Source organism: Paracoccus pantotrophus, from assembly GCF_008824185.1.
Classification (GTDB): Bacteria; Pseudomonadota; Alphaproteobacteria; order Rhodobacterales; family Rhodobacteraceae; genus Paracoccus; species Paracoccus pantotrophus.
Window position 1 is genome coordinate 626,240 of sequence record NZ_CP044426.1, and the last position, 13,861, is coordinate 640,100.

14 protein-coding genes and 1 tRNA gene are annotated in these 13,861 nt (G+C 63.4%); 12 read left to right on the forward strand and 3 right to left on the reverse strand.

Going from position 1 to position 13,861, the window contains the following annotated elements:
• Positions 1 to 4: 4 nt before the first annotated feature.
• From tatB to ESD82_RS13560, 8 genes are all read left to right on the forward strand, one after another.
• Positions 5 to 532, forward strand: a complete 528-nt coding sequence (gene tatB / locus ESD82_RS13525; RefSeq protein ID WP_147428129.1) for a Sec-independent protein translocase protein TatB — start codon at positions 5 to 7, stop codon at positions 530 to 532.
• Positions 533 to 1,375 (forward strand): twin-arginine translocase subunit TatC, encoded by an 843-nt coding sequence (gene tatC / locus ESD82_RS13530; protein ID WP_024844995.1) that lies wholly within the window; start codon positions 533 to 535, stop codon positions 1,373 to 1,375.
• On the forward strand, positions 1,368 to 2,210 hold the full coding sequence (locus tag ESD82_RS13535; RefSeq protein ID WP_147428128.1) for an ATP-binding protein: 843 nt from the start codon (positions 1,368 to 1,370) through the stop codon (positions 2,208 to 2,210). Before tatC ends, ESD82_RS13535 begins: the two co-directional genes overlap by 8 nt.
• Before the next feature lie 166 nt (positions 2,211 to 2,376).
• Positions 2,377 to 2,453: transfer RNA gene (locus tag ESD82_RS13540), tRNA-Met, on the forward strand.
• 174 nt (positions 2,454 to 2,627) lie between these two features.
• Entirely contained in the window at positions 2,628 to 3,836 is a 1,209-nt protein-coding gene (locus ESD82_RS13545; RefSeq protein ID WP_147428127.1) for a tyrosine-type recombinase/integrase, read from the forward strand.
• A 146-nt stretch (positions 3,837 to 3,982) separates the two neighbouring features.
• Positions 3,983 to 6,460, forward strand: coding sequence for a phage/plasmid primase, P4 family (locus ESD82_RS13550; RefSeq protein ID WP_167521762.1), 2,478 nt, complete (start codon positions 3,983 to 3,985; stop codon positions 6,458 to 6,460).
• 264 nt (positions 6,461 to 6,724) lie between these two features.
• On the forward strand, positions 6,725 to 7,261 hold the full coding sequence (locus ESD82_RS13555) for a hypothetical protein (protein ID WP_147428125.1): 537 nt from the start codon (positions 6,725 to 6,727) through the stop codon (positions 7,259 to 7,261).
• Positions 7,248 to 9,011 (forward strand): phage terminase large subunit family protein, encoded by a 1,764-nt coding sequence (locus ESD82_RS13560; RefSeq protein WP_167521763.1) that lies wholly within the window; start codon positions 7,248 to 7,250, stop codon positions 9,009 to 9,011. The genes ESD82_RS13555 and ESD82_RS13560 overlap by 14 nt, the downstream gene beginning before the upstream one ends.
• On the opposite strand, the gene ESD82_RS13565 is transcribed toward ESD82_RS13560, so the two are convergent.
• The 3 genes from ESD82_RS13565 to ESD82_RS13570 form a co-directional block, all read right to left on the reverse strand.
• Complete coding sequence (locus ESD82_RS13565) at positions 9,008 to 9,193, reverse strand: hypothetical protein (protein WP_147428123.1); 186 nt, start codon at positions 9,191 to 9,193, stop codon at positions 9,008 to 9,010. The two genes, ESD82_RS13560 and ESD82_RS13565, sit on opposite strands and share 4 nt — an antisense overlap.
• On the reverse strand, positions 9,190 to 9,366 hold the full coding sequence (locus ESD82_RS21820; protein WP_167521764.1) for a hypothetical protein: 177 nt from the start codon (positions 9,364 to 9,366) through the stop codon (positions 9,190 to 9,192). The genes ESD82_RS13565 and ESD82_RS21820 overlap by 4 nt, the downstream gene beginning before the upstream one ends.
• A 93-nt stretch (positions 9,367 to 9,459) precedes the next feature.
• Positions 9,460 to 9,774: a hypothetical protein gene (locus tag ESD82_RS13570; RefSeq protein WP_147428122.1), complete on the reverse strand. Its 315-nt coding sequence runs from the start codon at positions 9,772 to 9,774 to the stop codon at positions 9,460 to 9,462.
• Positions 9,775 to 9,966: 192 nt separating this feature from the next.
• Here ESD82_RS13570 and ESD82_RS13575 point away from each other — a divergent pair, with 192 nt between their 5' ends.
• The 4 genes from ESD82_RS13575 to ESD82_RS13590 are packed head-to-tail and all read left to right on the forward strand — an operon-like array spanning position 9,967 to position 13,859.
• Positions 9,967 to 10,494 carry a hypothetical protein gene (locus tag ESD82_RS13575; RefSeq protein ID WP_147428121.1) on the forward strand — a complete coding sequence of 176 codons (528 nt, stop codon included), beginning with the start codon at positions 9,967 to 9,969 and terminating at the stop codon, positions 10,492 to 10,494.
• A complete protein-coding gene (locus tag ESD82_RS13580; protein WP_147428120.1) occupies positions 10,494 to 11,924 on the forward strand; it encodes a phage portal protein in 1,431 nt (476 codons plus the stop codon). Before ESD82_RS13575 ends, ESD82_RS13580 begins: the two co-directional genes overlap by 1 nt.
• The gene (locus tag ESD82_RS13585; RefSeq protein WP_147428119.1) at positions 11,863 to 13,644 is read left to right on the forward strand and encodes a prohead protease/major capsid protein fusion protein; all 1,782 of its coding nucleotides are present in this window, start codon (positions 11,863 to 11,865) and stop codon (positions 13,642 to 13,644) included. Before ESD82_RS13580 ends, ESD82_RS13585 begins: the two co-directional genes overlap by 62 nt.
• Complete coding sequence (locus tag ESD82_RS13590) at positions 13,644 to 13,859, forward strand: phage head-tail joining protein (RefSeq protein ID WP_147428118.1); 216 nt, start codon at positions 13,644 to 13,646, stop codon at positions 13,857 to 13,859. The genes ESD82_RS13585 and ESD82_RS13590 overlap by 1 nt, the downstream gene beginning before the upstream one ends.
• Positions 13,860 to 13,861: the final 2 nt, after the last annotated feature.

Below are 13,861 nucleotides of genomic sequence, written 5' to 3' on the forward strand. Positions count from 1 at the left end.
CGCAATGCTGGATATCGGCTGGAGCGAACTGCTGCTGATCGGCATCGTCGCGCTGATCGTGATCGGGCCGAAGGATCTGCCGCATCTGTTTCATTCGCTGGGACGGATCACGGCCCGCGCCCGCTCCATGGCGCGCGAGTTTTCCAGCGCGATGGAGGATGCCGCCAAGAGCACCGGCCTGGACGAGGCCGGCAACGCCTTGCGCGACGTCAAGTCTCTGACCTCGAAGAAGGCGCTGGGTCTGGATGCCCTGGAGCGCGCCGCCGACCGGTTCGAGAAATGGGAGCCCAAGGCCCCCTCGGCCAGCACGCGGGCCGTGCCGGATCCGGGCGCGGCCGGGCTTGCGGCTGGTCCCGCGGCTGGCCCCGCGGCTGGAGACGGCCCGAGCCCGGCCAGCGCCCCTTCCGACAGCCCTGCCGCGGCCGGGTCGGGGCAGGGGGCCGCGCCGGCGGCGCCGGTCACGGCCGCCGACCCTGAACCCGGCCAGCGCCGCCTGCATGCGGTGCGCCGCTCCGATACGAAAGATCGCTGAGTGTCCGCGAAATCCGACAAGAACCCCGATAGCATCGACGACAGCTCGGCGCCGCTGATCGAACACCTGGCCGAGTTGCGGACCCGGCTGATCTGGTCGGTCCTGGCCTTCGTCGTGGCGATGGTGCTGTGCTATACGGTCTGGAACCCGATCTACAACTTCCTGACGCGGCCGATCTGCCATGCGCTTGAGACGCGCGGGCAGGAATGCGGGCTGATCCTGCTGAAGCTTCAGGAAGGCTTCTTCGTCGCCATCCAGATCTCTTTCCTGGGCGGCTTCGTGCTGGCCTTCCCGGTTATCGCCTACCAGCTTTGGCGCTTTGTCGCGCCGGGCCTCTATCGCAGCGAAAAGGCGGCCTTCCTGCCGTTCCTGGTCGCGTCGCCGGTGATGTTCATGATCGGCGCGGCCTTCGCTTATTACATCATCCTGCCCATGGCCTATGATTTCTTCCTGGGCTTCCAGCAGGGGCCGCTGGCCCTGCCCGACGACCCGGCGGCGGCCGAGCAGAACCCGCATCTGGCCGGGATCGTCTTCCAGGGCTCGGTCAGCGAATACCTGGCGCTGACCACCAAGTTCATCCTGGCCTTCGGCCTGTCCTTCCAGCTGCCGGTGGCGCTGACGCTGATGGGCAAGGCCGGGCTGGTGTCCTCCGAGGGGCTGGGCAGCGTGCGCCGCTATGCCATCGTGGTGATCCTGGTGCTGGCCGCCATCGTCACCCCGCCCGATGTCATCAGTCAGGTCGTGCTGTTCACGGTGATCTATGGGCTTTACGAGGTCTCGATCTTCTTGGTGCGGCGGATGGAAAAGAAGCGCGAACTGGAAGAACGGGAAGCCGATGCCTGACGAAGCCTTGCTGCGCATCGCCGCGGCGCTGGAACGCATGTCGCCGCCGCCCGCGCCCGAGCCGAGTTTCACCGAGGCGACCGCCTATGTCTGGCAGCCCGATCCCGACCGGCTGGAGCCGGTGGCCGAGGTCAACCGCGTCGATCTGGTGCAGCTGATCGGCATCGACCGGGCGCGCGACACGCTGCTGGCGAATACGCTGCAATTCGCCCGCGGCCATGCGGCGAACAACGCGCTGCTCTGGGGTTCGCGCGGCATGGGCAAAAGCTCGCTGGTCAAGGCCGTGCATGCCGAGGCCGTGCGCCAGGGCCTGCCGCTGGTGCTGGTCGAGATCGCGCGCGAGGATCTGGGCTCGGTCGGGCGGCTCTTGGCGATCCTGGGCCGGGCGCGCGAGCGCCGCTTCGTGCTGTTTTCCGACGACCTGTCCTTTAGCCATGACGATACGCAATACAAGTCGCTCAAGGCGGTGCTGGACGGCGGCATCTCGGGGCGGCCGGCCAATGTGATCCTTTATGCCACCTCGAACCGGCGCCACCTGATGCCGCGCGACATGATCGACAACGAGCGGTCGACCGCCATCCATCCCGGCGAGGCGGTCGAGGAGAAGGTCTCGCTCTCGGATCGGTTCGGGCTGTGGCTGGGCTTCCACCCCTGTTCGCAGGACGAATACCTGGCCATGGTGCGCGGCTATTGCGGCGCCTATGGCTTGCAGATCCCCGAGGATCGGCTGCGCGCCGAGGCGATCGAGTGGCAGGCGACGCGCGGCTCGCGCTCGGGCCGGGTGGCCTGGCAGTTCTTTACCGACCTGGCGGGGCGCAGCGGGATTTCCGTCTGATGCTTTCCATCGAGGGCGGCGGCGCTGGCGCCGTCGCTTTTTGGGTATTTGGGGAACGAAGAAGCCGGGCGTCGGGCCGGGCTGGCGAGCGGGCCAAAAACTTTGAAAAACCTGCTTTCGGCCCCTTGACGCCCCCAGCTGCTCACCGTAAATCGCACGCACCCGTGGCGGAGTAGCTCAGCTGGTTAGAGCAGAGGAATCATAATCCTTGTGTCGGGGGTTCAAATCCCTCCTCCGCTACCACAGAATAGATTGAGGCGCATTTCCGAAATGGAGATGCGCCTTTTTCATTTTTAAATTCAATGTTTTGCTAGACTCCGTGACGCGGTGCGTCCCCGTGCATCCCCATGCCGCTTGTGGATATTGCAATATTGCTGCAATATTGTGGTAGCTGATTCGCAATATTTTGGTGCTGTCATGGGGAAATTGAACGACGCAACGTGCCGCGGGGCGAAACCGAAGGAATCACTCTACCGGCTGCCCGATGGGCATGGGCTGTCGCTGGAGGTGCGCCCGTCGGGCAGCAAGGCTTGGCTGCTGTATTACCGCCCTCAAGGGGGCAAGCCCTCTTATAAGACGTTGGGCGCTTATCCTGCGATGGGCCTGGCCGCTGCACGGGATGCGGCCATGGCGCTGCGTGTGGGCGTAAAGGCGGGCCACGACCCCCGCGGCCCCCAAGCTGCCGAAGATGGCAGCGACCGCTTCAGCACCGTCGCCAAGCTCTGGTTTGAGGCGAACCGCGACTCATGGGTTCCAGCCCATGCCGCGCGAGTCTGGAATCGTATCGAGGCTGACGCGCTGCCCGATCTGGGCGACAAGGGGATGGGGCAGATCACGCCGCAGGATGTTCTCGCTGTCCTGCGCAAGGTGGAGGCTCGGGGCGCAATCGACGTGACCAAGCGCCTGCGGCAAAGCGTGCAGGCGGTCTTCACCTATGCCGTTGCATCGGGTCTTGCGAATGGCAATCCCGCGGTGGGGCTCAACGCCGCACTTAGGAAGACGCCCAAGGCGCGATCCTTTGGCTTCATCCCGCCCGAGCAGCTGCCTTGGTTCCTCCATCGGCTGCACGCTTCCAAGGTACGGGAAAGCACGAAGCTGGCACTGCTGTTCGTCCTGCATACGGCCTGCCGATCCGAAGAACTGCGAGGGGCGACGTGGGGCGAGATCCAGCGCGACAGGTGGCTGATTCCCGGTGTCCGCATGAAGATGGACCGCGATCACCAGATCCCGCTCACGCCCCAGTCAAAGGCGCTGCTCAAGCGCATGAAGGCTCTGGCGAAGGGGGAGCGACTAGCCGACCTGAGCTATAACGCCATGCACAGCGCGTTGCGGAAGATCACGGGTGAGGCGTGGCGCGATCCTTCCGGGAAGCCCGCCACGGTTCACGGGTTCCGGTCGACGTTCCGCACGGCCGCGACTGATTCCGAACTGTGGCGCGATGAGGCGATCGAGCGGGCGTTGGCCCACGTCGAAAAGAACAAGGTGAAGGCCAGTTATAACCGCAGCTTGTATTGGGATGAGCGAGTCCGAATGGCGCATTGGTGGAGCGATTATCTCGACGCTGCCGAAGCCAAAGGCCGGGCAGATGCGGAAAAACATTCATTGGATGACTTGCTGTCACAGTAAATGTGAAAATACCTAAGTATTGCAAAGGGTTGCTGGTGGGCGCATATTAATGCCCACGGCCGCGGCTCTTTTTATCGGACGCAATAATGCCAAAGAGAAAGGGCCAAGGGATTCGCAGTCCCTCGGCCCTGAATTTTGGTGAACACATGCAAGATAATACACGCCCCGAGTCTGTGCAAGACTATTCCCTTGACGATCTTCTGAATGACCACCTGCCGTCCGCGCAGGTGGTCCCGCTGCATGGCCCCCTGGATCGACCGATCACACTGGCGCGCTTCCCCGATCAGGGGGCGCACAGCAAGGGCGAGCATCGCCTGAGCCTGCGCAAGCTGGCCGAGCGCATCGCCGCCAAGACCGCACCCGCCAAGGACAGGCTGCCGTGGCTGAAGCTGGCCCGGTTTGGCGACGTGAAAACCCCGCAAGGGTGCCTGCGGCACAATGCCAACGTGCTGGCAGTGAGCGGAGTCGAGGCCGACTATGACGCGGGGCAACTCAGCCTGGACGACGCGGCGCGGCTGTTGGAAGCGGCCGGGATTGCAGCGCTGCTTTACACGTCAGCCAGCCACAGCCCCGAGGCGCCGCGGTGGCGAGTGCTGGCGCCACTCAGCCGCGAACGTGAGCCGGGTGTGCGCGAAGCGCTCTGCGCCAGGCTCAACGGCGCGCTGGGCGGGGTGCTGGATGGCGCATCCTTCACGCTTTCGCAGGCGTTTTATTACGGCGCCGTCAAGGGCAGGCACCCTGTCGAAACGCTGCTGGTCGATGGCAATTACCTTGATCTGGTCGAGGGGGTGGCGCCGCTGGGCAAAGACGGCCGCCCCTGGCAGGCGCGCCCCGCCGCCGACCCCCACAGCCTGGACTCGCTGCTTGCCGATCCGCCCCCGCCCGTGGATTGGCATGCGGTTAACGCCGCCCTGCAGGCCATTCCCCCCGACTGCAGTTATGACGACTGGCTCAAGGTCGGCATGGCGCTGCACCATGCGACCGATGGCAGGGACGAGGGGTTCACGGTCTGGGCCGATTGGTCGCAGTCGGTCGAGAATGCCGCCAGTGACCGGGAACTGACCGCGAAATGGCGCAGCTTCGGGACGCGGGAGGGCGGCGGCGTCACCTTGGGCAGCCTGTTCCATCTGGCCGGGCAGCGGCATCAGGGGGTTGCCGTGGAAGCCGACGATTTTGACGACCTGGACGACGATACGCCGAGCGCAAAACCGCAACCGCGAAGGCAGAAAATCCGGCTGCTGGATCCAGCCGACCCGATGCCATCGGCGCGCCATCTGGTGCGGGACAGATACACTTCGCCCGAGAATCTGCGGACGCTGCACCATTATCGCGGCAGCTTCTGGGAATGGAATGGGGCTTGCTACCGCGATCTGGACGAAGCTGCCACTCAGGCCGCCATCTGGACGTATCTGGAGCCGATGCGGAAACTCAGCCTGAAAGGCAAGGAAACGAGCTTCAAGCCTTGCGCGAGTTCGGTTGCCAACGTGCTGGCGGCCACAAAGGCCGTCACGCACCTGCCGACCGATATGCAGAGTCCATCTTGGCTGAGCGGCGCCATGGGTCCGAATCCGATGGAATTGGTCCCTGTCGCCAATGGCCTGCTGCACCTGCCCAGCGGGCGCCTGCTGCCGCCGACACCGGCATTCTTTACCCTGGCCGCATCCGATGTTGCATTTGATCCCGACGCAGCCGAGCCATCCGAATGGTTCCGCTTTCTCGATCAAGTCTGGCCGGGCGATCACGAGTCTATCGACACGCTGCAGGAAATCTTTGGCTACTTGCTTTCTGCCGATACGTCCCAGCAGAAAATCCCGCTAATCGTCGGGCCGAAGCGATCAGGCAAAGGAACAATCGCCCGCGTGCTGACTGCGCTGGTCGGGCAAGGCAATGTGGTATCTCCTACGCTGAATAGCTTGGCCACCAACTTCGGCGCCGAACCGCTGATCGGGAAATCGGTTGCGATCATCGGGGATGCGCGGCTGTCAGGTAAGGTCGACCGGGATGCCATAACGGAGCGGCTGCTGGGCATCTCGGGCGAGGACTCGCAATCAATCGACCGGAAGTATCGGGGGGCTTGGCATGGCCGCTTGGGCGTTCGCTTCCTGGTCATGTCGAATGAACTGCCAGCCCTGAAGGATGCCTCCGGGGCGCTGGCCGGCCGCTTCCTGTTGCTGACCATGAATCAATCGTTTTACGGGCGCGAGGACAGGGGGCTTGCCGCCCGCTTGCTGTCAGAACTGCCCGGCGTCCTGAACTGGGCACGGGAAGGTTATCTGCGTTTGAACCGCCGCGGGCATTTTGTTCCGCCCGCAAGCGCCCGCGAGAGCGTTGAGGCGCTGGAGGCGCTGGGTTCGCCCATTTCAGCTTTTATCAAGGATCGCTGCGAGGTGGCGCCAGGTTTGACGGTTAGCTGCGATGATTTGCATTCGGCATGGCGTGAATGGTGCGCAACGAACCGGCGCGACTATCCCGGTACGATTGCCAGTTTCGGGAAAGACCTGCATGCAGCTGTCCCTGGTCTGACTGTATCGCGCCCGCGGGGCGATGGGCAGCGAACGCGCCACTACAACGGAATTGGCTTGAACGCATCAGGACGCATCGCTTCCGATCCTTTCGACGATTGAAAGGGCCTTGGTCCGCGTGGTCCGCGTTGGTCCGCGGACTTCTTAATACCGCACACGAGGGAAGAAGAAGACGAAAGAATGAGAGGTAGTAAGGGGATGGGCAGTAAAGGATACAATGGGAAAATGCGCGGACCAACGCGGACCACGCGGACCAGAATCCCATGCGTCCTTATGGGTCCTTCCCCTGCCGGGTGCATCGCGGGGGACGCTGACCGCGATTCATCGGGCTGTTCAAAATTTTCAACTTAAGGCTTGCCGATCAAAATGCAGAATTTTCGATCTAACGACCCGGACATCCTGCTTGACGAACTGGGCGGCGATCCGCCCCCGGCGCGTTCCGGCGGGACCATCCACGAATCCGAACTGGCGGCGCTGCTGGGCATCACCCGGCAGGCCGTGGCCGAGAAGGTGCGAAGCGGCATCCTCAAGCGGGTGAGCCGCGCGACGTTCGCCTACCCCGACGCGGTGCGCGATTACTGCGCCCATTTGCGCGAACACGCTGGGCGGGCAGGGCGCCCTTCTGCCGCTGGCGGTGATGAATATAAGGTTGAGCGCACCCGCCTGGCGCGGGAGCAGGCCGACGCAACCGCGCTGAAAAACGCCCAGCTTCGCGGCGAGCTTGTGCCCGTCGCTGACACGCTCAGGGAATGGCAGGCGATCTTGCGGGACATCCGCGCCGCTATGCTGGCCGTGCCGAGTCAATTCGCCTCGACGCAGCCGCATCTGACCGTGCATGACATTGCCGCCCTGACCGATGAAATCAAACGCGCCCTGGAGGGGCTGGCAGATGGGAACGCTTGAGAAACTGCGCCGCGACGCGATGGAGTCGCTACGCCCGCCGCCCTCGATCCCGCTTTCCGAATGGATTGAGTCCAACGTCTTCCTGCCGCAGACAGCCAGCGCCACACCCGGCAAGATGAGGCTTTGGAAATTCCAGGAGGGGATTGCTGACGCCTTCACCGATCCCGGCATCAGCGAAATCATCGTGCGCAAGTCGGCGCGCGTGGGCTTCAGTCAGTTGCTCATGGGCTACATTGCACACACGGTTGCGACAAACCCGTGCCCGATCCTGGCAACGCAGCCAACGCAGGACGACAGCCGGGCTTTTAGCGTGGACATTGAGGCCATGTTTGAGGCCAGCCCGACATTGCGCGGCCTCATCAGCGACGGGGCCGACGATAGCGGGCGCTCTACCCTCATGCGCCGCCTGTTCGGGGGCGGCTCGCTCGAATTCCTCAGCGCGTCCAGCCCGAGGGCGTTCCGCCGCAAGCTGGGCAAGGTGTGCATCGGGGATGAGATTGCCGCTTATGAGGTAAGCGAGGAAGGTTCGATTCTCGATCTTCTGCGGATGCGCTCACAAACTTACCGTGACCGGAAAATCATTTTCGGCGGGACTCCGATCTTCAAGGGCGATGCCGTCGACTCCCTGTATGAGGACTCAGATAAGCGCATTTTCGAAGTCCGCTGTGTTGAATGCCACGACTTCGCGGAAATCGAGTTCAAGCACCTGGAATTCGACCCGCAGGACATCGACAAGGGCGTGAACTGGATTTGCCCATGTTGCGGCAGCGTGGTTCCCGAAAGCCGAAAAGCCGAGATGGTGGCAAATGGCCGATGGCGGGTGACGAATCCCGAGAGCAAGACTCGAGCCGGATTCAAACTAAATAGCTTGGTTTCGCCCCACTATAATGCCCGCTGGCAAGTGATTATCTCGGAGTTCCTGAAAGCCAAGTCCGATCCCGCCGCCCTGCAAGCCTGGACAAACCTTCTGCTGGGTGAAGGCTGGGAACAAACTGGCGAAGGCATTACCGAATCGGCCCTGACTCTTGTTCAGGCGAACCTGGAAGCGATCCCAGGGTCTACCCTTTACCTGACGGGGGGCTGCGACGTGCAGGCGGATCGCCTGGAACTGTCCACCGTCGCCTGGGATGCCGAAGGGCGCGGCACCATCCTGGCGCATGAAACCGTCTGGGGCGATCCGCTGGCAAATGACGTTTGGGTCGCGTTGGCCGATCTAATCGGCAGGCGCTTTCAGCACCCGCGGGGCGGCACTATCGCTTATGACAAGGTGCTTTGCGATGCCGGCGACGGCGTACGGGCTGCTGCGATCTATTCCTTCTGCCGTGGTAGGGCGCCGCTTGTGTTCGCGTCAAAGGGCGTCAGCGGATGGAAACAACCGCCCGTCACGCTTGGCAAGGCTGCTGACAAGACGATCCGCCTGCAACTGCTGGGCGTCGATGGACTCAAAGACCGCGTTCACCGCATGGCGACAGCCGGGACACTCGCGTTCAGCGACAGCTTGCCCCCGACCTATTGGGAACAGCTGGCAGGCGAGGAAATCCGCGTGAAATACAGCCGCGGTTTCGCGGTGCGGCAGTGGCATCAGATAACCGGGCGCCGATCCGAAGCCCTCGATTGCGCTGTTATGGCGCTGGGTGCAAAGCACCTGCTCCACTGGAAGCCTGACCGGCGCGCCGAAGAACTGAGTTCCGCCGCCGCGCCCCGAAAGGCACCCGCGGTTATTCGCTCCAAATGGCTGTCGGGCGGCTAGCCTGGCTGAATATTTTCAGCGCCTGCTATCCAATCGGTGCAATCGCGCCAAGTCCCTTCAAACAGGACCTCGCCCGTGTCTTGCCGCGTGATTTGATAACGAATCGGCTGATCTAGGATATCGTAAGCGTGGTTCCTTATTTCCTGGACGAAATAACCTTTTTCACGGAATGGGTTACTCATTGCGCGGCCCTTTCTGCGAGCGCATAAAGATAACCGACTCCAAAGCCCGTTTCATTGGCTGCCGCGGCGCGGATTTTCTGCACCAGTAGCGGCATATTTCCGGTTTTGCAAATGGCTGCGAGGTCGTGCGCAGCTTCGGCCCTGCCTCTGGCGCATTCCATTGAATAATCCATGGTGATTCCCTTCGTTGCGATGGGATCACCATGGCGAGAAAATTCGACCAATGCTAGAAACGAATAAAGTGGGTTTCACTTTAAAAGTGAAACTTAGCGGCCTGACCGGGTTGCGATGATGGTGGCAATGTTCCCAGCCTTGAAGGCTTCCGCCGCGCGCGCGATGATCATGGCCGCAGCGGCTTCTGTTGCGTCCGCAATGTCGGGGGATGTGCTTACGAAAGGGATGCGGGCAAAATCCCGCCCGACACGCGCAATCGCCATGCTGGGCGTGAGCCAATCGGGAACTTCGTGACCCTCGAAAATCGAAGTCCGTTCCGCTTGGGTTGCCGGTCGCACCCAGGCGCGCCGCTTTGGAAAACGCTGGGCGAAGCGGCTGTCGATTTTTGCGGATGATTCGAGGCTCATTTTTCCTGCTGCTGCTGAAAGGTGGGGCGGCGCCAATCCCTTAACGCCGCCCCCTTCGCCCATCGAAGCCGCACCGGGCAGGGAGGATGATCTGCCCGGTGCGAGACCAACCTACATCCATCTAACGCGCCGCGTCAAGTTATTTGACTCGACGCGTCAAGTGTGCGATAGCCTGGTTGACCAGGAGGCTGCATGAAAACCTTTCTCGATACCGCCCGAGCCATGGCCGCCGTTGACGCGATGCCGCACGAGCTGATTCCGACGCTGCTGCGACGAATCCGCATTTTCGACGCCAAGGGACTCATCCCTGTCCAGCGCGGCGAAACCGGACGACGCGAGGGACGACTCGACATTGCGGGCGCATGTATGGCGCGCGTCATGTCGGAACTGATCGACTTCGGACTCGACGCCGAAACCCTGCGCGGGCTGCGCCAGCGCCTCGACTTCATGGACCCGGAAAAACAACGCAGCGAATTCGCCAGCGCCGTGGAACTGATCCGGGAAGGGACGCCGATCCGGTTGCGTGTCTGGCTGAACCTGCAGCTTGACCCGTGGGCGAAGTTTCACAGTTTCGCGCTCGACGGGCTGCCCGAGACCGACGACACGCTGCGGGCCGAGCGCGCCCGTGCGATGCTGAAGGGACCGGAAAGCCGCGCGCTGCTGTCGCTAGATCTTACGGGCCTGCTGGAGCCGTTTATCGTCGCGTTCGAGGAAGCCTGATGCGCTGGCCCCGCCTGTTCAACCGCACCCTCGCCGCGCCTGCGCAGGTTCACCCTACCGCCGTGCGGATGCTGGAAGGCGCAAGCGGCAAGCGGTGGTCGTCAACCCCGGCTTTCGGGGCGACTGGTAGCGAGGTGCTGGCGGGTGCTGCTCAGGTTCGGGGCCGGGCGCGTCATCTGCGCTTCAACGATCCCACGGCGGGCAATGCCGCTGAAATCCTGAAAACCGCGCTTGTCGGCTATGGTGTGACCGCCGCCAGCCTTGGCGATGATGATGGCGCGCGCGAAGATCACGACGCTGGATTCACCGCATGGGCCGAGCGCAACCAATTCGGCGCACTGCTGGCCGAGGTCGCCGACGCTCTGGTGACGGATGGCGAGGCGCTGCTGATCCTGCGCGCCGATGCGGAAGGCGCGTTGCGGTTGCAGCACGTCCCCGCCGAGCAACTGGACGAGTCCTATAGCGTCGAACTGAGCGAAGGCCGCTACATCGCCGCGGGCATCGAATATGATTCCGACGATCAGCCGATTGCCTATCACTTCCGCCCGGCGCGCCCGACAGATCAATATCAGAGCTTCCGCGCCCCGGTGCGCGTCGATGCTGCAGACGTGATTCACCTGTTCCGGCGCCTTGGCGCGGGGCAAACGCGCGGCCTGTCATGGTTTGCGCCTGTCATTCTGCCGCTCAATGAACTGAGCCAGCTTCAGGACGCGCTCCAGGTCAATGCGAAGATTCAAGCCATGATGGCCGGCTTCATCATTGACCAGAACGGCACCGGGCCGAATCCCTTCGCCCCGGACGGCGCCGACCAACTGAACCTGAGCCTTGAGCCTGGCGTCATGCGCGTTCTTCCGCAGGGCTGGGACGTGAAATTCAGCCAGCCGCAACAGATGGCGCAAGCGGTTGATCTGGTGGCCGTCAGCCTGCGCCAGATCGCGGCGGGCTTGCAGATTCCAGAGTTCCTGCTGTCGGGTGATATGCGCGGCGTCAACTATTCCAGCGCCCGGACGGCTTTGGTGCAGTTCCGCGCCCATATCGAGGCGATCCAGCACACGCTTATCGTCCCTGCGCTGAATCGCATTTGGGCGCGTTGGCAGTTGCTCGAATCCCTGCGGGGCTCAAATACCGCCGATCCCGCTGCGCCGGCAGAATGGCATTTCCCCAAACCGCAATGGGTTGACCCGGAGTCCGACGCCAAGGCCACCCGCGAAATGCTGGATATGGGGCTGATCAGCCGCCGCATGGCCGTGGCGCAGCTTGGCTATGACGTGGCGCAGGTCGACGCGGAAATCGCAGCCGACCGGCAGCGCGAGGCGGCACTGGGGCTGAACTTTTCGGTTCAGTTTAAGAACAAAACGGAATCAAACGATGAACAAACGAATAACGGCGAATCCCAAGATCGCGACCCGAGTCCGGCCGCGCGATCCTGAGCCCGACCGCGCGGCGGGCGACTGGTACACGCGCACCATGCCGCGGGCGGGCGACCTGGATGAGGATGCGCGCACCTTCCGCGCAATCGTCGCGACCAGTGTGCCGGTCCCGCGTCGCGATGCCCGCGGGGCGTTCCTCGAAATCCTCGATCCCGCGGGCCTGGAAAACGAGCCCGACGACGACAGGCCGCTGCTGATCGATCACCGCGCCAGCGCCCGCGAGACGGTGGGCCGTGCGAGCGGATTCACGGTCGACAATTCCGGCGTCCATGCCGTGCTGCGTCTTGGCGCTGCCGACGATGTGGAGCCGATCCTGCAGCGCGTGAAGGACGGCACCCTGCGCCACGTCAGCGCCGGCTACCGCGTCCTGGAATGGCGCGAAGGGCGCGACGAGCAGGGGCAGCGGACCAAGACCGCGACGCGCTGGCGCATCCTGGAAATTTCATTGGTTCCGATCCCGGCTGACCGAAATGCAATCATTAAACGAGGTGCAGAAATGCCTTTTGACATCGAAACCCGCGCGGCGCTGATCGAGACGCTTCGCAGCGCGTGCAACCTGCCCGAGGAATGGGGCGACGATCTGACCGAGGAAGCCGTGACCGACGACGAGGTGCGCGAAGCTGCCCACGAGGCGATGCTGAAGCGCAGCGCCCCGAAGATCCGCATCACCCGCGACCATACCGACCCGGCCGCGATCCAGACCCGCGCCGCCGATGCGCTGGCCTATCGCATGGTGGGCGGTGAACTGCCCGAGGCGAGCCGGGAATATGTCGGCATGTCCATGCGCGAACTGGCGGCCGAAAGCCTGACCCGTTCGGGCGTGTCGACCCGCGGCATGAGCGTCGATGAGGTGTTCGCCCGCAGCCTGGGTGCGAGCGACTTCCCGTTGCTGGTCAGCAACGCCATGGGGAAGGTTGCTGCTCAGGCATATCGGGCTGCGGAGTCCCCCCTGAAGGCTTTGGCCCGGCAACGGACGCTGCCGAACTTCAAGCAGTCGACCTCGATCCGGCTGGGCGAGATGGGCCGGCTTGAGGAAATGTCGGAACACGGCGAATTCACCCATACCAGCCGCGCCGAGTCGGGCGAGACAATGAGTCTCAAAACCTTTGGCCTGGCGATCAACGTCAGCCGCAAGCTGCTGATCGACGACGACTTGGGGTTGTTGGGCGACATGACCAGCACCCTGGGGCAGGCGGCGGCCCAGACCGAAGCGGAAGAACTGGTGGCGCTGCTGACCGGCAACCCGAATCTGTCGGACGGGGTTCCCGTGTTCGACGCCTCGCGCGGCAACACGTCTGCTTGGGATCTGGACGACGGGGCGCTGGGTAGCGTGCGCCAGCACCTGCGCACCGTAAAGGGGGTGGACGGCAAGACCATCATTGCCGCGAAACCGAAATTTCTGGTCGTCGGACCCGAGCTTGAGACCACCGCCGAAAAGCTGCTGGCAGCGATCTACGCGACGACGACCGAGGACGCGAACCCCTTTGCCGGCAAGCTGTCGCTGGTGGTGGAGCCGCGCATTGCGGATGACTCCTGGTTCGTTCTGGCTGATCCGGCTTCGGTTCCGTCGCTGCAATACGCCTATCTGAGCGCGGCGCAGGGCGTCCAGATCCAGCGGCAGGAAGCTTGGGACACGCTGGGCCTGAAATTCCGGGCGTGGCTGGACTTCGGTTGCGGCTGGCTCGACTGGCGCGGCGCCTATCGCTCAACGGGGCTGTGATGCCGGATCTTACCAAGCTGCGCCAGCACCGCGAAGCACTGGAGGGTGTCCGCTACAGCGGCACCCGCAGCATCCGGGACAGCAACGGGCAGGAAGTCGTCTATCGCAGCCAGGGCGAGATCGAGCGGGCGATCGCCGCGCTGGACTCCGAAATCGCGGCGCTGACCCGACGCCGGTCTTCCCTGATCCACCTTCAGACCTCGAAAGGATTCTGAGC

Bases quoted from the DNA above. Each gene is read 5' to 3' on its own strand.
- tatB (WP_147428129.1), top strand. From the start codon at position 5: ATGCTGGATATCGGCTGGAGCGAACTGCTGCTGATCGGCATCGTCGCG.
- ESD82_RS13535 (WP_147428128.1), top strand. From the start codon at position 1,368: ATGCCTGACGAAGCCTTGCTGCGCATCGCCGCGGCGCTGGAACGCATG.
- ESD82_RS13545 (WP_147428127.1), top strand. From the start codon at position 2,628: ATGGGGAAATTGAACGACGCAACGTGCCGCGGGGCGAAACCGAAGGAA.
- ESD82_RS13550 (WP_167521762.1), top strand. From the start codon at position 3,983: ATGCAAGATAATACACGCCCCGAGTCTGTGCAAGACTATTCCCTTGAC.
- ESD82_RS13555 (WP_147428125.1), top strand. From the start codon at position 6,725: ATGCAGAATTTTCGATCTAACGACCCGGACATCCTGCTTGACGAACTG.
- ESD82_RS13560 (WP_167521763.1), top strand. From the start codon at position 7,248: ATGGGAACGCTTGAGAAACTGCGCCGCGACGCGATGGAGTCGCTACGC.
- ESD82_RS13565 (WP_147428123.1), bottom strand. From the start codon at position 9,193: ATGAGTAACCCATTCCGTGAAAAAGGTTATTTCGTCCAGGAAATAAGG.
- ESD82_RS21820 (WP_167521764.1), bottom strand. From the start codon at position 9,366: ATGGATTATTCAATGGAATGCGCCAGAGGCAGGGCCGAAGCTGCGCAC.
- ESD82_RS13570 (WP_147428122.1), bottom strand. From the start codon at position 9,774: ATGAGCCTCGAATCATCCGCAAAAATCGACAGCCGCTTCGCCCAGCGT.
- ESD82_RS13575 (WP_147428121.1), top strand. From the start codon at position 9,967: ATGAAAACCTTTCTCGATACCGCCCGAGCCATGGCCGCCGTTGACGCG.
- ESD82_RS13580 (WP_147428120.1), top strand. From the start codon at position 10,494: ATGCGCTGGCCCCGCCTGTTCAACCGCACCCTCGCCGCGCCTGCGCAG.
- ESD82_RS13585 (WP_147428119.1), top strand. From the start codon at position 11,863: ATGAACAAACGAATAACGGCGAATCCCAAGATCGCGACCCGAGTCCGG.
- ESD82_RS13590 (WP_147428118.1), top strand. From the start codon at position 13,644: ATGCCGGATCTTACCAAGCTGCGCCAGCACCGCGAAGCACTGGAGGGT.